At 47.5% G+C, this 20,520-nt stretch carries 16 protein-coding genes and 1 pseudogene; 4 read left to right on the top strand and 13 right to left on the bottom strand.

Annotation, left to right across the window (positions count from 1 at the left end):
• Positions 1-53 precede the first annotated feature (53 nt).
• The 6 genes from BTV99_RS09235 to yajC form a co-directional block, all read right to left on the bottom strand.
• Positions 54-413: an AzlD domain-containing protein gene (locus tag BTV99_RS09235; RefSeq protein ID WP_075102085.1), complete on the bottom strand. Its 360-nt coding sequence runs from the start codon at positions 411-413 to the stop codon at positions 54-56.
• On the bottom strand, positions 403-1,134 hold the full coding sequence (locus BTV99_RS09230; protein WP_075102084.1) for an AzlC family ABC transporter permease: 732 nt from the start codon (positions 1,132-1,134) through the stop codon (positions 403-405). The genes BTV99_RS09235 and BTV99_RS09230 overlap by 11 nt, the downstream gene beginning before the upstream one ends.
• Positions 1,135-1,228: 94 nt before the next feature.
• On the bottom strand, positions 1,229-2,641 hold the full coding sequence (locus BTV99_RS09225; RefSeq protein WP_075102083.1) for an MATE family efflux transporter: 1,413 nt from the start codon (positions 2,639-2,641) through the stop codon (positions 1,229-1,231).
• 307 nt (positions 2,642-2,948) lie between these two features.
• Positions 2,949-4,172 carry a protein translocase subunit SecF gene (gene secF, locus BTV99_RS09220; RefSeq protein WP_075102082.1) on the bottom strand — a complete coding sequence of 408 codons (1,224 nt, stop codon included), beginning with the start codon at positions 4,170-4,172 and terminating at the stop codon, positions 2,949-2,951.
• Positions 4,173-4,181: 9 nt separating this feature from the next.
• Positions 4,182-6,059: a protein translocase subunit SecD gene (secD, locus tag BTV99_RS09215; protein WP_075102081.1), complete on the bottom strand. Its 1,878-nt coding sequence runs from the start codon at positions 6,057-6,059 to the stop codon at positions 4,182-4,184.
• A gap of 381 nt (positions 6,060-6,440) precedes the next feature.
• Positions 6,441-6,770: a preprotein translocase subunit YajC gene (gene yajC, locus BTV99_RS09210; RefSeq protein ID WP_075102080.1), complete on the bottom strand. Its 330-nt coding sequence runs from the start codon at positions 6,768-6,770 to the stop codon at positions 6,441-6,443.
• A gap of 523 nt (positions 6,771-7,293) precedes the next feature.
• On the opposite strand from yajC, the gene BTV99_RS09205 reads away from it, so the two are divergent.
• From BTV99_RS09205 to BTV99_RS09195, 3 genes are all read left to right on the top strand, one after another.
• A complete protein-coding gene (locus BTV99_RS09205) occupies positions 7,294-8,574 on the top strand; it encodes a CNNM domain-containing protein (RefSeq protein ID WP_256713771.1) in 1,281 nt (426 codons plus the stop codon).
• A gap of 398 nt (positions 8,575-8,972) precedes the next feature.
• Positions 8,973-9,467, top strand: a complete 495-nt coding sequence (locus tag BTV99_RS09200; protein WP_075102079.1) for a hypothetical protein — start codon at positions 8,973-8,975, stop codon at positions 9,465-9,467.
• A gap of 273 nt (positions 9,468-9,740) precedes the next feature.
• Complete coding sequence (locus tag BTV99_RS09195) at positions 9,741-12,734, top strand: LysM peptidoglycan-binding domain-containing protein (RefSeq protein WP_075102078.1); 2,994 nt, start codon at positions 9,741-9,743, stop codon at positions 12,732-12,734.
• A gap of 76 nt (positions 12,735-12,810) precedes the next feature.
• Here BTV99_RS09195 and BTV99_RS09190 read toward each other — a convergent pair whose 3' ends face one another.
• Positions 12,811-14,019 (bottom strand): transglycosylase SLT domain-containing protein, encoded by a 1,209-nt coding sequence (locus BTV99_RS09190; protein ID WP_075102077.1) that lies wholly within the window; start codon positions 14,017-14,019, stop codon positions 12,811-12,813.
• Positions 14,020-15,030: 1,011 nt separating this feature from the next.
• Positions 15,031-15,849 (bottom strand): Nif3-like dinuclear metal center hexameric protein, encoded by an 819-nt coding sequence (locus BTV99_RS09185; RefSeq protein WP_075102076.1) that lies wholly within the window; start codon positions 15,847-15,849, stop codon positions 15,031-15,033.
• Between the two features lie 336 nt (positions 15,850-16,185).
• Between BTV99_RS09185 and BTV99_RS09180 the strand changes: the two genes are divergently transcribed.
• Positions 16,186-17,490 (top strand): S1C family serine protease, encoded by a 1,305-nt coding sequence (locus BTV99_RS09180; protein WP_075102075.1) that lies wholly within the window; start codon positions 16,186-16,188, stop codon positions 17,488-17,490.
• Between the two features lie 88 nt (positions 17,491-17,578).
• Here BTV99_RS09180 and yfaE read toward each other — a convergent pair whose 3' ends face one another.
• The 5 genes and pseudogenes from yfaE to BTV99_RS09155 all read right to left on the bottom strand — a co-directional run bounded on the left by yfaE (position 17,579) and on the right by BTV99_RS09155 (position 20,149).
• Positions 17,579-17,845 (bottom strand): class I ribonucleotide reductase maintenance protein YfaE, encoded by a 267-nt coding sequence (gene yfaE / locus BTV99_RS09175; RefSeq protein ID WP_075102074.1) that lies wholly within the window; start codon positions 17,843-17,845, stop codon positions 17,579-17,581.
• Between the two features lie 149 nt (positions 17,846-17,994).
• Positions 17,995-19,128: a class Ia ribonucleoside-diphosphate reductase subunit beta gene (gene nrdB, locus BTV99_RS09170; protein WP_075102073.1), complete on the bottom strand. Its 1,134-nt coding sequence runs from the start codon at positions 19,126-19,128 to the stop codon at positions 17,995-17,997.
• Positions 19,129-19,180: 52 nt separating this feature from the next.
• Positions 19,181-19,540, bottom strand: coding sequence for a hypothetical protein (locus BTV99_RS09165; protein WP_075102156.1), 360 nt, complete (start codon positions 19,538-19,540; stop codon positions 19,181-19,183).
• A gap of 81 nt (positions 19,541-19,621) precedes the next feature.
• Positions 19,622-19,908: pseudogene (locus BTV99_RS09160) on the bottom strand (type II toxin-antitoxin system RelE/ParE family toxin).
• Complete coding sequence (locus BTV99_RS09155; protein WP_075102072.1) at positions 19,898-20,149, bottom strand: type II toxin-antitoxin system Phd/YefM family antitoxin; 252 nt, start codon at positions 20,147-20,149, stop codon at positions 19,898-19,900. Before BTV99_RS09155 ends, BTV99_RS09160 begins: the two are co-directional and overlap by 11 nt.
• Positions 20,150-20,520: the final 371 nt, after the last annotated feature.

Genomic DNA, 20,520 nt, shown 5'->3' with positions numbered 1-20,520 from the left:
CCTTTTTCATCACAAGATAAAGATAAAGATAAAGCGGTGCTACTATAAAACTGTTAGCCCAAAAACTGAGTAAACAGCCATAGCAGCCCGTTAATGGTAGCGATACCAACGACCATACTGACCAATAACTGACGGCTGATATGATAAACCAGTAGCACCAACAGTAGCGCGCCAATCTGTGCCATCAGCAAATGTAGCTCTGCGCTATGCATACCGGTGGTCACTGATAAGTTTTGATAAGAAAGGCTGGTGAGGATAAGCAGCACCATCACTGATAAGGGCAGGCTTTCGTTTAAACGGTGTAGCCACGGCGTGTCCAGCAGCTTTTTTGGTATCAAAGCGGGGAGTGCACGCGTGACAAAGGTCACTGCAGCCATCGCAAAGGTGGCTAAAATCAGATAACTACTGCTCATGAGCGTCTCCTTTTATACCGCGCTGTACCCAAAAACCACGTGCCAAAATCATCAACATACAAATAAAAATGGCCATCAATAATAACCAGTTACTGGTAAATAGTGAGGCAATCAGTAGCGCAACAATGGCAATGCCAATAGGAAAATAGCGTTTGATGCTCTGAAACTGCTCATAGGCCAATATCGCAAACAGACAGACCAGCGCAAAATCTAAATGCGGCACCATATCACTAAGGGTGCTGCCGATCATCACGCCGATCGCGCCCGCCAACACCCACCAGCTTTGGTTAAACAGGCTAATGGGTAAAATGAGCGACCGCCTTGACTCCTGAGGTAGGCTGGTCATCACCGAAAATGTCTCGTCGGTCAAGGCAAACAAACAGTAGGTTTTGGCGATTTTATTTTGCGGAAGAGAGTGGAGCAATGGCATTCCATAAAACACATGACGCAGGTTAATTGCGGCAATATTGGTTGCCATATTGCCAATCGGTAGGCCGGCACTTAGCATGGGCAAGCAGGCGTACTGAGCGGCGCCTGCATAGAGTACGACACTGAGCATAATGGTCGCCCATATAGGGACGCCCGCCACCTGCGCGAGCACACCAAAGGCTATCCCCGCTGGCAGATAACCCATTGCCACAGGCAAACTTTTTTTAAATCCCTCGGCCCAGTCGTAGTGGGTCCTATGCTGCTGATGTAATGGTTTTGATTGAGTAGTCACGTGACATCCTAATTTTCTTACTGACTTTTTTTATTAACTTGCTATAACGTTTTTATATTGAACTGACGATATCAACATCGGAGCAAATACCGCCTTACGCGTCTATTTGGAGCTTTTCATAATCGCCTGTCTGATGAGCCCGATATAAAAAACCTATTAAAATGATAAGTCTGAGTAGCAATAGGCTCCAGACACTGAGCCAAATACCAGTCATATCCCACTGCTGATAGAGTAGCCAGCTCAGCGGAAAAAATACAGCTGCTAATATAAGCGCGGCATTCCGAATCACCTTACCAGCAGTTAGACCAAAAAATATGCCATCCAGCCAATACGCGCCCACACCGACTAAGGGTAAGAGCACCGCATACCAGTGATATTGGTCAGCTAAGCGAAATACAGCCTCGATATTGGTCATAAATGGCAGGTAGATAGGCATGGCCAGCCACCAAACCGCGCTTAATAAGATAGCCAGTGTGTAGCTGACGACCCCAGTGCGCTTGATAACGACGCGAAAGCTTGCCCAGTCGCGTCGCCCAGCTGCCTGTCCGCTCAGCGTCTCAGCTGATACAGCGACGCCATCTAAGGCAAAGGCTGATATGCTCAATACTTGTAATAATATGGCATTGGCAGCCAATATAACATCGCCACTTTGAGCAGATAGACGGGTAATCCAAGCAAAGCTTAACGTGAGAATCAGCGTACGTATAAAGATGTCTTTATTCAGCGAAAATAGCCTAAGCATTTTATCTTTAGTAAAGTGCTGGCGATCAGCACAAAACAAGGTCCGCCAAGATATCTTTAGGTGCCGGCAGCTCAGCCATAAAGCCAATAATACACCTGACCAAAACGCAATGGTGGTGCCCAGTGCCACCCCGACCAGCTCCATCTGTAACCCAAAGACAAAAAACAGCGTTAGGACAATATTGAGCACGGCGATAAAGCCCTGCTGATACAGCATATAACGGGTTTTGCCTTGCCCTGCAAACCAGCCAATAAAAGCAAAGTTCATCAGCTCGGCGATGACACCCCAAAAACGCACATCCAAATACGTCTTGGCCGCGCGGCCACTTTCAGGATTGGCCGATAGTGCCTGTAGACCAAAATCTATCAGCCAAGGTTTTGCCAGCAGCAATACCAAGCCGATGGCCGTGGCTAATAATAAAGCACGCTGTAAGATGGACAATAAAGGAGTGATAGGATGATAATCAAGTGTGTTTTCATCTTTGCTTGCTATGTCCAGTTGCCCCAGAGCTTGCGCGGATAGCCCAGACGATGCATATTGTAAAAAGTTAAAACTAACCAGGAGTAAAGACAGCAATTGTATCGCAAGCCCCATACCTGCAAGCTTAGCAGTATCATTCATATTGCCGACGATGGCCGTATCGATCACGCTTTGTAGCGGCATGGCCAGATTTGCCAGCAAAACTGGCAGCGCAATTGCGATGATGCGCGCGTAGCGGGTATCAATCGGTGGTAAGGCGTTAGCAGAGGAGGCGGTAACTGACATTTTTGACCCGTTTTATGCCCTTTGTTCAAGACAGTGCGCTGTCGTAGGCGATGCTAAATAAAATCGACATACAATATGATAATACGTGATAGACATACGTCTTTTTGCTGGCTGAGGCTGTCTTATATTGACCTGATTGTGGTCAGTAGTCCGTAAACGCAGCAAAAAGACAAAAGCACCTAGACTCACAGCTGGTGAGTCAGGTGCTTCTTTTTACACGCTATTATTGTATTAAAGATACAAATTTTGTGTTTATGTTGTCAGTTGGCCATGAGATAAGAGAATGCCATCATGGCCAAATACGGCTTTATTCGTACATTTTTGGATCGTTAAACGTCACGATTTCTTCTTCAAACTCAGGCTTTACTTTTACAATAAAGTCGTCACGTGACAGTCCCATACGTAGTGGGATTGAGCTTGCGATGTAAGTCGATGAATACGTACCAGCCAGTAGACCAATAAATAGCGCTACTGAGAACCAGTATAGTCCATCACCGCCTAAGAACATCATGGCCAATACCACAAGTAACACGGTTGAGATGGTCATAATCGTACGGCGCAACGTCTCTGTCAAAGACAGGTCAATCGTCTGTCGCGGTGAGATCCCACGGACGCGGCGGAAGTTTTCGCGAATGCGGTCATAGACGACAATAGTATCGTTCAATGAGTAACCGATCAAGGCCAAAATAGCAGCCAACACCGTCAAATCAAATGGAAAGCCGAATAGGGCAAAGACACCAATAGTAACGATGGCGTCATGAAACAGCGAAAGCACCGCTCCCAATGATAGCTTAAATTGGAAACGTAGGGCCACATAACCGAGCATACAAACCAGCGCCAGTGCCAACGCCATGACGGAGTTTAAATACACTTCGTTGCCCACTTGGCTACCGATGATATTGACGTTGCTGATATCAGCAGCATTATCGGGCAGTGCCAATGCTTGGGTCAAGCTGGCATTTAGTCCATCGACATTATCAGACTGCGGCGGTAGGCGTACCAGTAGCTCTTCTCGAGTACCCAAATACTGTACCACAGCATCATCAAAGCCACCATCGGCTAAAGCCTGTACGACCTCTACTTGCTCGACAGGTTGCTCATAGCGTACGTCTGCTGAGACGCCTCCGGTAAAGTCAAGGCCTAGGTTTAGGCCATTGACCGCAATTGCAATGATACTACCAATGACCATCAAGAGCGATAAAAGCGCCATTGGCTTTTCTATCTTCATAAATGGAATGATGCGCTGATCGCCTATCGCTTTGATACCGCCTTCTGCTTGCGCTGCTGCATAGTCCTCTGCATCACCTATATCCAGATTTGGATCGATGGCTTGGGTGCTGAGCGTTTGCGCGGCGTTATCACCGCTATTGCCGCGGCGTGCTTTTTTTGATTTGGCTTGGTTGTTGCTGCCTTTGCCATCACGGCGTGGTTTTTTGCGGCGGCGTGTGCTGCTAGCGTCTGTGTTTGAGCCGCCTGGACCATTTCGATCTGGATTGTTTTGTTCTAAAGGGTTGTTCTTATCGATCGCCATAGTGTTCTCCTAACCGATGCTCAAACGTTTGATAGATTTACGCTTACCATAAGCAATTTGTACCAACGCACGTGTCACCAAGATGGCGGTAAATAGTGAGCTGACAATACCGATAGCTAACGTAATCGCAAAGCCTTTGATCGGGCCTGTACCGATGGCAAACAAGATAAACGCCACCAACAACGTGGTGAGGTTGGCATCAAAAATACTACTAAAGGCGCGATCAAATCCTGCCACGATAGCGGATTTTGGCCGTACGCCGTTGGCTAGCTCTTCGCGTATGCGCTCAAAAATCAGGACGTTGGCATCGACCGCCATACCGATGGTCAAAACGATACCTGCAATGCCTGGTAGGGTAAGTGATGAACCTAAAATCGACATAATAGCGATGATAATAATGACGTTTACCGCTAGGGCCACGTTGGCGATGACACCAAAGAGGCGATAAAAAACAATCATAAAGGCAAAGACCAACAAATAACCGACCTGCGTCGAAAATAAGCCTTTTTCAATGTTTTCTTGCCCGAGTGATGGGCCAATGGTGCGCTCTTCGACGAAGTACATCGGAGCCGCTAAAGCACCTGAGCGTAATAACAGCGCCAGCTCAGCTGCTTCAGCACTACTATCTAGCCCCGTGATGCGGAAAGATGAGCCAAGTACCGCTTGAATATTGGCGCGGTTGATGACCTTTGTCTCAGCGTAAGGCGTGCGTACTTCGACGGTCTCGCCAGTCTCTGGGTCTTCTTCATAGGTGATTCTTTGTTTGTTTTCGATAAACAAAACCGCCATCTGTTTGCCAACAGCAGTACGGGTGGCATTTTGCATTAGCTTACCGCCAGCACTGTCTAGCGTGATGCTCACTTCAGGCGAGCCGTTTTCGTCGACGCCTGTCTGTGCATTGGTGACTTTATCACCTGTGACGATGGCTTGACGATCTAGCAGTACTGGAGGGCCATCGAGCGTCTCAAAGGGAAAAGCCTCAGTGCCTGCTGGTGGAATGCCACCTGTGTAGGTATCAGCGTCTTCAGCGACCATGCGGAACTCAAGGTTTGCCGTACGTCCAAGGACACGTTTGGCCTCGGCTGTGTCCTGTACGCCAGGTAGCTCGACCACGATACGGCTAGCGCCTTGTGACTGTACGAGAGCTTCAGTCACGCCCAGCTCTGCAATACGATTACGTAGGGTCGTGAGGTTTTGATTGACCGCGTAGCTGTTGATCTCATCGAGGGTGGCGTCATTGTATGCCAAGATTAGCGCTGGGCCTTGCTCATCAATCGAAGACTGCAAACTAAAGGTATTGCCCATTGAGCCTTGTAGGATGTTTTGAGCACGGTTACGCGCGTCCGTATCGGCAAAATGCAGTACGACACTTTGGTTTTCAGTTTTGATGCCCTTGACCGCCACTCGTTCAGCACGTAGCTCACGGCGCATATCACGGCTCGCACTACTTAAGCGCTGCTCGAGAGCCTTATCCATATCGACTTCGAGGACAAAGCGCACACCGCCGCGCAAATCTAGACCAAGTTTCATCGGTTTTGCGCCGATGCTACGTAGCCACTCTGGCGTGGTCTGTGCTAAGTTGAGCGCCACAACATAGTCCTCGCCCAGATTTTGGCGCAGTACTTCTTGCGCCTTGAGCTGATCGACAGGGTTTTTTAGGCGTACCAGCGCACTGTTGCCCTCAAACGTACCATCATGACTGTCCAGACCTGCCTCAGTAAGGAGGCTTTGTGACTCAGTCAAAATACCTTCAGACAGCTGAGTACCTGCGGCGGCACTGGTAATTTGTACGGCAGGTTCGTCAGGATAGAGGTTGGGCGCAGCATACAGACCGGCAATGATAAGCACGACGGCGATGAGTAAGTATTTCCAAGCGGGATATTGCATAATCACTTCTTTAGGTTGATAAACGACTGGCGACGTAGGCCACAAGTTAGCAGATGGGAAGTTAGCGATAGCAATGGCCGAGTGCCGTATTTGGCAGTCGTTGTCATGTACCATTGCGATCATCCGCGATGATAATAAAGCATAAAACAATAAAGCAAATAATACAGATGACGCTTTGCGCCGTCATCTAAAATATCTGTTATCGATACATTGTCGATAACATAAAGCTGACAACTTATCGCCGTCTTTGGCATTATAAAATGCAAGGTTTTGCTACTTTATAGCGAAAAATGACCGTAGACAAGGTACGGTCATTTTTTAGGCACGTACGTATTTATCAGTACGACGAGCGCACGATCATAAATACAGCACGGCTGATAATTATACGCTCTCGATAGTGCCAGCAGGCAAGACTGAGATGACAGAAGCGCGCTGTATCTTCACATCTGTGTTGTTGTTCAAACTGACGACAGCATAGTCGCCCTCGATGTCTTTGATACGGCCCATCAGACCACCGGCAAAGATAATCTCATTGCCGACACTCAGCGCATTGACCATAGCACGATGCTCTTTGGTACGCTTAGACTGCGGGCGAATGACCAAAAAATAAAAAATCGCAAAAAAAGCGACAGGCAATAAGATCTGGCCAAATATTGACGCAGCGCCTGCAGTTTCTGGAGCCGCATGGGCGGCTTGGATAAATAGCAACATAATTTACTCTCAGTAAGTCATAGACAATAATAAAATTAGACGCATAGTAACAAAAAATCCCAGACTTGGTAACTGTTAATCATAAGCTGGGTGTGTTTTCTCTGGTATATCGGGCGATTGGCTGCATCAAATGCTAGCCAAAAACCCATATGACGAAACGTAAAATCTCGCGTATAAACGGCGTACCTAAAAAATCGCACTTAAAAAGCGCGGCTTATTGTGAAATATTATCATCAATGCTACTATCAAATGGCAATAATTGCCGCCACACAATACCTAGAGGGTAGGGCTGGTAAGCTGTCCTTATAAAATGTCACGCACAGCAGCCAGATGTTGGTTGTTGACTGACTGGGCTATTAACTGCTTATAAGACAAGCTGTCAGGCAAGGTGGTGGCCATCGATGAGTGCCTGTTTATCGAGTGTTAACCAGCTTTTATGCGGTAGATGCTTGGCGGCGCGTACTCATGATATTATCTTTTTTCTTCTTTTCTGTTTAGGTTACCTAACTTGTCCACCTCTTTTATGTTTGTACCTCGTTTAAATCGTCCGCGGGCTTGTCGTCAAGATGAGTCAGCAGAACCTCCCCCAAAGATGTGTCGTCCTGCTCGTTTTGGTCGGCCGTTACTCGCGGTGCTGCCGTTGCCTGCCGTCTTGCTACTACCGCAGCTGGCTTGGGCGGCTGATGCGGCGGCTGCCCCAACAGCGCTGAGTGTGATGCTGCTGATATTTTTTGTCGTACTGGCCATCGGCGTGTCTTTTGCATGTTCGTTAGCCGAGTCTGTTTTGCTGAGTATGACGCCGTCGTTTATCGCGGACGTACAAGAAAGCAACCCCAAAAAAGCGGAAATGCTTAAAAGCCTAAAAGTTGACAATATCGATCAGTCGTTGGCCGCTATTTTGACATTAAACACAGTGGCACACACGCTTGGCTCTATCGGCGCTGGTGCCCAAGCGACTATCGTCTTTGGTAGTGCTTGGTTTGGACTGTTTTCGGCAATTATGACGCTGGCGATTTTATTTTTGTCTGAAATCATTCCCAAGACTTTGGGCACGCTGTACTGGCGTCAGCTTAGCGGTCTGGTGGCTTATTTTGTCCGCGGTATTATCTTACTGCTGTATCCACTGATTTGGATATCAGAGCGCCTCACCAAGCTACTAGTGCGCGGTAAAGAGCCGCAAACCTTTAGCCGCCGTGAGTTTGCTGCTTTGGCCAGTATCGGTGAGGAGTCAGGTCAGATAGACCCGCTAGAGTCGCGCATTATCCGTAACTTGCTGGCCTTTGGCGCTATCAAGGTTGAGGACATCATGACGCCGCGCTCAGTGATGCTCGCTTTTGAAGAAAATAAAACCGTGGCTGAGCTGCTGGTGGATCGCCCTAAGCTGACGTTTTCGCGTTTGCCAATTTATGATGGTGATTTGGACAATATTACCGGTTTTGTGCTAAAAACAGATATGCTGCTGGCCAAAGTCAACCACGCCATGCACAAACCGTTGACCCAGTTTAAACGAGAGATCACCTTTGTATTCTCAAAAATGAAGCTGTTTGACTTGCTAGAGCTAATGCTAAAAAACCGTGTCCACATTGCCATTACTGTGGGTGAGTATGGTGAGGTCAAAGGCTTAGTGACGTTGGAAGATGTGTTTGAAACCTTGCTCGGGCTGGAGATTGTCGATGAGATAGACCGTGTTGAGGACATGCAGGCGCTGGCACGGCAAATGATGGACAGACGCGTAGAGCGCCTCGGTATGAAGCTCAGCGATGATGAACAGCCTGAAGACAATGGCTCAGAAGCCAAGTCGTAGCGCTAAGCGTAACTGTTCACGATGCCACCTCGCTGCTTTGAGTGTCTGTTGCTATCAAGTCTTATTGCAATAATCAGTAAGGCTTGATATGACTGTATGCTTCGTGATGGCAGCGTCAGAGATATTCGCAATAATTACACAGGGTGTCACATGGCTGTGAGAATTGAATGATAGTCTCACACTATGATACGAGTCTGCCGTGTTTGGATTAAAAAAATTACCAAAATGGTTCGTAAAGTCAATATTAAGGCGTCAATACCTATACTTAGTATAGGTGGCCTATTTAGTCAAACGATAAATGCGCTTGTGGTCTCTATATCAATACATAGATAAATATAAAATGTATGATAAATAGAAAATGTATGACCATAACGCCGATAATATCGCTAAGGATTATCATGAAACGAGTATGGGGAAACGGGCTTTTGGCTCTGATGATAAAAAGTGCCAGTGTGGCCGCTGTCGTTGCTGCTGCAAGCACCATCACGATCAATGCGCAGGCGGCGACCATGACAGAAGCATTGGTAAAAAACTACGCCGCTGCCATGAAAGCATCAGCGAACAGCCAAAACATCAACCAAGTTGCACGTTTGGTCTCTGATGATGCGCTGATTTCTTTATCTAGAAAAGGAAAATCAACCAGTCTGGACAAAGAAGCTTATCTAAAACTGCTGCAAAACAGCTGGAACGACACCTCCAATTATCGCTATGACATCTCTGTCGATAACATCGTCATCACAGGTGGACAGGCCAAAGCCAATGTGACCACCAATGAAAGCTGGGTAAAAGATGGTCAGCAGGTCTCGTTTGTCACCACCTCGCGGGTGACCTTGACGCTCTCGACGGGCAATGCTGTCTTATTGCGTGCGGTCTCACAAGTGACTATTAACTAAGAGTATTTCATTAATAGTATCTGATTACGAGTAGCTAATTAAGACCATCAATCATTAAGATGGTGAATAAATACAGCTCATCCATGATATATAACCATTCCTTATAAGGTTTTGTTTATATATCTATGCTTATATTCATAAAAGTCACAAAAAAGAGCGGCCGTAATTTTTGCTTAAGGTCTTTACATCAGACTGGTCTTTGCTTTACATTGCAGACTATACTATCAAGCAACTTATCTCATTACTTCTTGTCGTTAGGAAACCTCCAATATCATGTCTACTGTGCTCTCAAACTCTCGCTCATTTATTGCGTTACCATTGACGCTTGCGGTATCGACGTTACTCATCAGTGCTTGTAGCAATACCTCGCCGGTAAAAAACAAAGGCGCGACCAACACCTCGGCGACGGTTGCCAAGCGTGCTGGTAAGCAAGCAGCAAAATCTGCCACCACGGATTACTCTACCGCTTATCTTGATGCTGAAAGCTTAGATGAGTTAGCGGATTTGTTAGAAGCGACAGACATGACCATGGTAGAAGGCAACAAACTTGCCATTCAGCAATACGGTGATTTGTGGAATCGTTTGCGTGCCGGCTACCGTATGAACGGCGGACAGCCAATTTATAACCAGCGTATCGAAGCACAAAAAAGCTGGTTTACCAGTCGACAAGAGTATCTAAACCGTTTGACTGCGCGTGCCAGTCGTTATATTTATCACACAGTGCGAGAAGCAGAGCGCCGTAATATCCCAACCGAGCTGGCGCTATTGCCTGTGATCGAAAGCTCTTATGACCCAAGTGGGACTAGTAGTGCCGCAGCGGCAGGCTTATGGCAGTTTATCCCTAGTACGGGCCGTATTTATGGGTTAAATCAAAGCAGCACTTATGATGGTCGCCGTGACGTCATCGAGTCGACGCGCGCCGCCTATGACTTTTTGACAGCATTGCACAACCAGTTTGGTAGTTGGGAGCTGGCGTTAGCCGCTTATAATGCAGGGCCCGGTCGTGTGCAAAAAGCCATCGATGCTAATGCGGCTCGTGGTCTGCCCACGGATTACTGGTCACTTAGACTGCCTACCGAAACCATGAACTACGTGCCACGCTTTTTGGCAGTGGCCGAAATCGTTGCCAAGCCTGAGCAGTACGGTGTCTATCTACCAGCTATCGCCAACCGTCAGCATTTTCGCAGTGTGCCCGTCAATTATGGTGTCAGTTTATCGGAAGTATCACAAATCACAGGCGTCAGTTATGATGAGCTCGAAAGACTCAATACCGCGCTCACCTCAGGGCGTGTTGATGCCTCAGGCCCGCAGCGGGTGATTATCCCTAATGATGTGAGCCTCAACCTAGACGCCAAGCTCAGCTCGCTACGTGGTAATGGCATGGGTAATGTGTTGACTGCCAGTAATAACAGCACCACCACTAGCAGCTCAAGCTCACCAAGCTATAACAGTAAACCTTATACCAGCTCTGCTTTGCCATCTACTGGCAGCGCATTGGCAGACTATGCCGCTAGCGCCAGTGTGCCGCAGCAGACGACGAGCTATATCTCGCCCACAACGACACAGACGAGCAGCTCGGTCTATAGCAACAACGCCGCCGTACATACTGAGCCGCCGTTGACCACCGCCGAGACCAATAAAATCAATGCTGAGCTAAAAAGCAGCAACAGCCTACCGACCACGTCTGCAAAAATCACTCAAAACAATACCATCGTTCAAGAGCCGCCTTTGAGCAAAGAAGAACGTGATTTTATTGCCAAGCAGATACGCAGCAGCACGCCTGAGACCAATGTCATCAACGCCGATGGCAACATCAACTTGTCAGCGGTGCAGACGCAACAGTCTATCTTGGAGGCGACAGGCGATGAAAAAAAACTGAGCTTTGCAAAAACGCCAGTCAGCAAGCCAAAGCCACAAGGCACACGTAGCACCTATACGGTAAAACGTGGTGATACGCTGTCCAATATTGCCAGTCGAGCTGGCGTGAGCTGGCGCGATATCGCCGAATGGAACCAAATAGATGCCAGCGCCAAGCTGCTGTCTGGCAGCACCTTGTATCTATACAATGCCAAGCCCATCAAGCCTCTGAGCAGTGCGAGCAGCACAGCGGCCAACCAGCCAGAAAGCTATATAGTACAAGGGGGCGATACGCTGATTGGGACGGCCAACCGCTTTGGTCTATCGGTCACGCAGCTGGCCAGTTATAACAACCTAAGTAGTCGCGCGGATTTACTCAGAGGTCAAAAACTGTGGCTGGTACCTGGCAAAGTCACTGCACCTGCAACGACACCTGCCGCGCCATCATCCAAACCCAGTAAATCTGCCACGGCGACCCAGAGCTACCGAGTAAAAGCAGGGGATGGCTTGATCGCTTTGGCACGTCAGTTCAATGTGCCAACCGCTACTTTGGCCAGTCTCAACGGCCTTAACAGCACAGACTCTCTATATGTCGGGCAAACCCTAAAAGTACCTGCCAACGCAGACATAGACGCGGCCTCTCGTACTAGCAGCAGTAGAGCGCAGAGTAGTGCAAGCTCAGTGGCAACCACCAGTTATAAGGTAAAATCAGGTGAGACTTTAATTGGTATTGCCAACAGTATCGGCGTCAGTCCAGCAGAGCTGGCAGCGGTAAACAGTAACTTTGATGCCAAAGCTCGCCTGCAACGTGGTCAAACGATTAAAGTGCCTGCGTCCAAAGATATCGTCGATCGTCAGCTAAATGATAAAGCGGTCAGTTATAAGGTCAAATCCGGTGATACCCTAACGGGCGTGGCAAGACGTTATAATATCGGTCTGAGTGACTTGGCTGCCGCCAATAATCTCAAGACCAACTCAAACTTGATACTAGGCCGTACCATTACGATTCCCGCTAGTGGTAGCCCAGTGGTCTCTCGTGCCAGCAGCCAAAGCAGCAATGCGACGAGCAATACCACAACCAATACAGTCAGCAGTGGCAAAAAGCTGGGCAATACCGAAAGCTACAAGGTAAAGTCAGGCGATGGCTTGATTGCGCTTGCAAGAGAGTTTGGTGTGTCGGTAGAAGATCTGGCGGCGACCAATGATTTGGCAACCAATGCCCAGCTGCAACGCGGACAGACGCTAAAAGTACCAAAAGCAACCGTCAGCTATACCGTAGGCTCAGGAGATAGTCTCATTGGTTTGGCGCGCAAATACGGAGTGTCGACCCAAGAGCTGGCAGATATGAATAATATTGCGGCCGATACCATGCTACAGCGTGGTCAGCGTCTGATGGTGCCCAATCGTTAATAGCGTATATAGTCATCACATAAAAAAGCGGCTCTTATCATAAGAGCCGCTTTTTTGTGTGATGAGTGTCATGTCATTAGACAGTTTGTGTTTTAATGGTTTCAAGATAGCTTCTGATATTGCTGACATAGTGCATCGCTTGACCATAGCGGCTGTTAGAAGCTCTGTGTTCTGCAAGATAGGCATAGACGTTGGCCCAGCTCTTATCATCAATGCCTTGCGCGCGCAGTTTACGCTGGATGCTTTTGACCGCATTTGGACCCATATTGTATCCTGCTAGTGCAAACCAAATTCGATCAGACTTTGGCACATCAGCAAACTCATCTTTCATCTGTTCTAAATAACGCGCGCCGCCGCCGATGCTTTGATACGGGTCTACACGGTCTGATACGCCCATCGCTTTGGCAGTATTGTTGGTGAGCATCATCAGGCCGCGTACGCCGGTGGGCGAGACCGCATTGGCATCCAGATGTGACTCTTGATAGCCCATCGCAACCAGCAGCTCCCAATCATGATTGTAGTTACGTGCTTGCTCCTCAAAAGACGACTGATAATCAGGCAGCCTCTCTGTCAGTGTTTTTTTAAAATGATCTTGACTATAAGCGTCTTTTAGTAGGTTTTGATTATAAAATGCGGCCAGCTTTTGGGTGTTTTTTAGCTTAATACTATCGCACAAAAAATAACTGGCTTTTTGTGACAACGGATCATCAGGGGCATTAAACGACCAGCTGACCTTTGGATGTAGGCCGTTTTGGGTCAAACTGGCATCATAGCCACAGCTGACATTGATAGAGGACAAATTTAACTGGCTTTTTAGTTGAGTACTGGCGGTAGTCAATGCCATGTCCGCCTCACCAGATTTTAAGGCATGTAAGGCTGCTTCTTCGCTGGCGTAGGCTTTTAGGTCGATATCGACACCGAGCTCGTCAGCATAAGTACGTACCAAGTCAAACCCAAAACCATGCTGAAACCCATCGGTCGCAAAATACGTGCTATCTCCTGGAACGGCAGCGACGGTCAAGGTGTTGTCTAGCATGACATGGTCATAGGCCGGTACGCTTGCCTGCATCGTCGTTAGGCTCTCAGCAGGTAGCGAGAGCAGGGCGATACTAGACACTTGCGCCAGTTTTTTGGTCTTGGCAAACCGATTTGAAGTAGTAGGGGTAACGGATGAAACGATGTTACTTTTGGTGTTTGGTAGGCGCTTAGATGGACGCAGTAGATAAGAAATACGGCGTTTGGCCCCTTGCGCTGATACTTTCACACGATAAGTAATACGCTGCATGGATGTCTCCTGATTTTAGCCATCCTACTTACCGTAAATGCTCACTTGTGTATGCCAATAGCACATATACCGAGGTTGCATTTCAACTGAGGGACACGGTTAAATAACTGTCGTGTGCGCTCAGTTTGTTTATTAAAAAGTCGTGCCGCGTGTGAGTTTTCTATAAACACGTGCAGCGCTGTCACAGTCAAGTATCTATTGTCAAAAAAAGCTTATCAAAAAAGCCATGCCTGCAAAAAACAGACGCAAAAACCCCAGAAGGCAATAAATCAGATGATTCCTTCATCGACAATAGATAAGACTGAACGTAACGACTCCCTAACAAACACAGGTAAGGTCATGATTAAATTATTGAAGCAAGCACGTAGATACCTATATCAAAGCAGCGCTAAACCATGCGTCTCAATGACAAGGTCAATGCTCTACGCTAATATCAGCAGCGGCTTACTCTTTATATCGTTTAGGGTAGAGTAAACCGCCGATCATATTTGCTGTTCAGCGATATAGGGTTATTCGTTTTTATCCAGTCATAACACCGACTGACAAAAAACATCAAACCACCATCGCAACACTAAGATAGTAATACGCCGCTAAAGCCGCGCGCCTTCTCTCTATAGAAGAGAATAAGCCGTGCGTAAATCTCGCAAAACTTAAGCCATAGATAAATAGTAACGCTAAATGGCTGTCTATTATCTATTTGTTATCTATCTTGGTGCCATAACCGGAAGCTGTAATAATGGGAAGTTTCATGACAAAACGTTCTTTGTTACAGGTAGTAATATGCGGTTACTGGTTTTATTATTCAAGTAGAGTTAAGAAATTAGCGATAAAACTTAACAATTTGCTTATAAACGGTCAAATTCGGCTGTATTATGAAATAGAAAGCCAAAAAACGACTAAGTTTTATCGTTAGATAACCATCAAATAACCATCAGTGACTTATCGAGCTCTCAATATCGTAAACCAAGAGTATTGGTGTTAAGCTTTACTTATGCTGGGTTGATGCGGAGTCTAAGCGGGGTTATCGATATCGATAAAGCGTACAGATAGACCAAATTGTTGAGCGATGATGTCTCCGAGGGCTTGAATCCCTGCGCGCTCTGTCGCGTGATGGCCACATGCAAAATAATCAATCCCAAGCTCACGGGCGCTATGGGTCGTGCGCTCTGATATCTCGCCTGAGATATAAGCATCACAGCCCATGGCTGCGGCTTGCTCGATCATATCTTGCGCGCCGCCAGTACAGATGCCGATACGTTTTAACAGTTTTGGGGCTGCTGTATCTGCCAAATACTGATAATGACCTGAGATATGTAGCGGTATGCGTCCTAGAGCTTGCGTGATGGTCTGAGTTAGGCTTTCGGCGCTTTGCGGCGGGCACGTGGCGATATTGCCGACGGGATGCGACTCATGAGGGTATAGCGCCTCTGTGATGGTCAGCCCTAACATCTCGGCGAGCTTGGCATTATTACCGATTTTTGGATGAGCATCGAGCGGCAAGTGATAGCCAATCAGCGAGATCCCGTGTTGCATCAATTTACGAATACGCTGGCCTTTCATGCCAGTGATGGTCATCGGTTCGCCTTTCCAAAAATATCCATGATGGACCATAATCGCATCGGCATCCTCGGCGATGGCAGCGTCGATGAGTGCCTCGCAAGCCGTCACCCCAGTCACGATGCGTCTGATAGGCCGGCCGCCATCGACTTGTAGGCCATTTGGCGCATAGTCTTTAAATGCGCTGGCAGACAGATAATCATCACAAAACTCAGTCAGCGTTTGGGCAGTAATCGTCATATCGGCAGAGTGCGGGGTATCGTGCGCGGTCATGGTGGTTCCTTGTCGTTATTTGCGTTATTTGATTGGCCAGTGAGGCAAATAATCTGCATTTTAGCATGACAGCGCCAAAGAGTAGACAAGGCCAATAACTGAAATGGTACACGATGCGTTACTATTCGGTAGAATAGGCAGTTATAATTTGCCTATAGTGGGTCAGCTTTAGAACTGACGATACCCAAGACCACTTGAGCGATAGCGTTTTGCTGCTGATGTTTGCTATGCTATTGCTCACAGTAGGCCAGTAGTAACTGGCCTGCGATTTGTCCCTGTCTTATTTATCATTGTTTTTTTATTGTTTGTGTGCATCAAAATTATAGAGGTTTTTATATGTCGCCATCCCCGAACACCAATAACAAGGCGTCTGTGTTAAAGTGGCTTCCTTGGATCTTATTGCTGCTAGTATTGGCAGCGTTTATCTGGTTGTTCATGAGTATGAAAACGACGTCAGAGGCGACGTGGGAGCCACCGAGGACGCCACCTGCTGAGCAGCAAGCATCGGCTCCTGTCGCTGATACGCCTGCACCGATCTCCTCTTATCATAATGCCGTTGCCCGCGCGTCACAGTCGGTCGTCAATATCTATACCACGCAGACCATGGCCGAGCATCCATACATGAATGACCCTGTCTTGCGCCGTTTTTTTGAGTTTCATGGTGGACCATCGCAGGATCAAGGCTCTACCAATTTAGGCTCTGGGGTAATTGTCTCAGAAGACGGCTATATCGTGACCAACGCCCATGTTATCGAAAAAGCCGATGAAATCACCGTCGCGTTTAATGACGGACGTAAGAGCCGCGCCAAGATCATCGGCACCGATCCTGATAGTGACTTGGCGGTGATCAAAGTCGATATGACCGGACTGACGCCGCTTGGTTTCCGCGAGGATCCTATCCGCGTCGGCGATTTGGCCTTGGCCATTGGCAACCCGTTCGGTGTCGGCCAAACGGTGACGCAAGGGATCATCTCCGCCACTGGGCGTACTGGTCTTGGGGTCAATAAGTTTGAAGACTTTATTCAGACTGATGCGGCGATCAACCCGGGTAACTCAGGCGGCGCGCTCGTCGATGCGCATGGCGAGCTGGTCGGTATCAATACCGTGATATTCTCCCGCTCTGGCGGCTCGATGGGCATCGGCTTTGCTATTCCGACCGCACTTGTCGAGCAGGTGATGAATGCCTTAATCAAAGATGGCAAGGTCAGTCGTGGCTGGCTGGGTATCGAGATTCAGTCACAGCTTCGTGATCCTACGCAGCTTGAGACCTCGACCGGTGTAGAAGTATTAAACGTCATCGACCAAGGCCCTGCGGCCAAAAGTGGCTTACAAGTGGGCGATATTATCTTGACCATCGACGGGGTCGAGATGACCGATGCCAATACCTTGATTCAGTATGTGGCCCGTAAGCCGCCCAATACTGAGCTCAATGCCCAGATACTACGCCAAGGCAAAAACGCGCAGGTAAAAATCGTGTTAGAGGAGCGTCCGGTACAAGAGCCAACCCCGCGTCCCGTCATCATTCATGACGAAACGCTCGGCCGTACCGGTCAGCCACACTTACCAGATGAAGAGGTACCGATGATGTCAGAGGCAGAGCGTGATCGTATGCGTGAGGAGCTACTCAAGCTGTTTGAATAGGGTATAGAGGTCGGTAACTGTCTAAAAAAGCGCGCTACCTCAAAAGGTAGCGCGCTTTTTTTGGCTGCTGGTTTGAAGGTGAGCCGTTTTATTTAATCACGGGCTCATGATTGATATGAATGACCCCTTGCACACGGCAGCAGCAAGGTAGGATCTCATCTTCATCTATCATCGCCAGCGGCTCAAATGGATAGTCGACGCTGTGTGAGCTTGAGATACGCTTGACGCGGCAGCTACCGCAGTAGCCCTCACGGCACTGATAGCTGATATCGTGCCCGGTGCGTAGCAGGCCATCGAGTAGGCTTTCATCATCATGCAGATAAAACCGTTTTTTACTGGTCATTACCCAAGTCATTATAAGTCCTATTCACTGGTGAGCGTGCACCAGTCTCTTTAAGTATCTTTTTAGCGTTACCTTATTTGTATAGGGTGCACGAGGCGCCCATCTGCGTTTAATAAACATCACTGATATAGTCGTCTTATAGAAAGCGACAAAACCAGCAGCTATAGCTCAAAGTCATCAAAGTCGCTGTCTGATAGATCAGAGTCGATCTGACCGACCAAGTATGAGCTAATCTCCGTCTCTTGCGGTGCCACTTGTACGTTGTCAGACGACAGCCATGTATTAATCCATGGGATAGGGTTGGATTTTGAATCTGGGAATGCCGCTGGCAAGCCGACCGCTTCCATGCGTAGGTTGGTAATGTATTCGATATACTGACAAAGAATGTCTTTATTCAGACCGATCATCGAGCCATCTTTAAACAGATAACCTGCCCATTGTTTTTCTTGCTCGGCAGCCTTATGGAAAATCTCGATACTTTCCTCATAACAGGCTTCAGCAATCTCAACCATCTCAGGGTCGTCACGGCCATTACGCATCAGATTGATCATGTGCTGAGTACCCGTCAAATGCAGCGCCTCATCACGCGCGATCAGTTTGATGATTTTGGCGTTGCCTTCCATCAATTTGCGCTCAGCAAAGGCAAACGAGCAGGCAAATGACACATAAAAACGAATGGCTTCTAGGACGTTGACCGCCATGATGCACAGATACATCTGTTTTTTGAGTGATTTTAGATCGACGGTGATCTGTTCGCCATTGATATTGTGCGTACCGGCACCGTATAGGCTATACAGCTGCGAGCTGCGGTACAAGTCGTCATAATACTGCGCAATATCAGAGGCGCGCTGCAAGATATGCTCGTTTTGCATGATGTCGTCAAAGATAACGCCAGGGTCATTGACGATGTTGCGGATGATATGGGTATAGCTGCGCGAGTGAATGGTCTCGGAGAACGACCACGTCTCTATCCAAGTCTCCAGCTCAGGGATAGACACCAGCGGGAGTAGCACCACGTTTGGACTGCGGCCTTGGATAGAGTCGAGTAGAGTCTGATACTTGAGGTTGCTCAAAAATATATGCTGCTCGTGCGAGGAGAGGTTGCTAAAGTCGATACGGTCGCGTGACACATCGACTTCCTCTGGACGCCAAAAAAACGACAGCTGTTTTTCGATCAATTGCTCAAAGATTGGGTGCTTTTGCTGGTCATAACGCGCCACGTTGACTGGCTGACCAAAAAACATCGGCTCTGTTAGCGCATTGTTTGGCGTTTGAGAAAAAATCGAGTACGTCATTGTTCTACCTTTATCAGTAATACGGTTGTTGGTTTATACGGAGTTGATTGTTTTATAAGTTTTCTAGCGATATTTGTTCTGGGGTTTGTCCGTCATTCATATAGGCTTTGAATATCTCGCTTAGCTCTGCATCGTCTAGGGCGTCTAGCTCGTCGATTGCGCTTTTGCGTCGGGTACTTATGCCGTCGTCATCGGTGCTTTTTGGCGGTTTTTGCTCAGCCTTTTTATTGGCTCTTTTGGCAGGTTTTTTGGGCGTTTTGGTCTCGATTGTGCCGGCGTGCTCGCTTAGCTGCTGTCGTACCTCGGCGATGTCGACTTCTATTTGTACGATATGCGAGCTACCATCGTTTAGGTCAGAAAACACGTTTGGGATAAAAAGCCCACCGTCTTTGATGATTGCGGTATATTGCACGTCTATGACCTCCGTCATTTTTATTCTTTATGTGTTGCGATTATAGCGGTAAAGTTAAAGGGTTTTTTTATTATACTTAAGCTATGGCTGGCGTACTGCAAGGCTTTCATATACCTTATTGTTTTCTCTTTTGCCGACAGCTAGCACATAAACCACCACAACGTCATCTTTGACGCTATAGACCAAACGATAGCCTACAGTACGCAATTTGATTTTATAGGTATCTGGATGCCCTGAGAGTTTTGACGCAGGCACACGCGGATTTGATAATCGCTGCTGCAGCTTTTTTTAAACTGCTGCTGAATACTGGGCGTTAGCTTTTTCCACTCTTTTAATGCTAAAGGATGAAACTCAAGACTATAAGTCATCGAGCGTAACCTGTATTGGTGTCTGCCCGTCATTCATGCGAGCATTAGCAGTTTGGCTAAGTGCCATATCGTCCATTGCTTCCATCATACGCTCGTACATGTCTGTGGAAACTAAATAAGCCACGGGTTTGTTGTGGTTTAAAATAGCAATCGACTCACCATCTGATTGCTTGATCAAAGCAGAAGGATTGCTTTTTAGCTCTGAAATACTCGCTGTTTGTGTCGCAAATATAGGTTGCATGATTCATTCTCCGCTAATATTAGGCTCTAAATATAGGACTAATTTTAGCACGAAAATTAGGTCTTAATTGTTAATCTATTTACGCGTAATTTGTAGGATGTGCCTCGCGCACTGTTAAATACAATTTCTATGCTATCGGTGCGCTGGGCGCACCCTACAATTCAATTTTATTAACGCTCTGTAAGTTGGTGTCGAAGGATGAGGTCCAACAAATTATTTAATTAAAGCGTTGGGTGTCGCAAGCTCCACCCAACCTACGCGCTGCCCATATTTTTTACAATAAATAATTTTTGTCTAGGGCGTGTCCCTAATTCAGTTTGCAATGAATCATAGTACAAGCTAGATACAGCATAGACTTATAATTACGAGCC

Source organism: Psychrobacter sp. Rd 27.2 (assembly GCF_001921755.1).
Taxonomy (GTDB): Bacteria; Pseudomonadota; Gammaproteobacteria; order Pseudomonadales; family Moraxellaceae; genus Psychrobacter; species Psychrobacter celer.
This window is presented reverse-complemented; position numbering and strand designations above follow the sequence as displayed.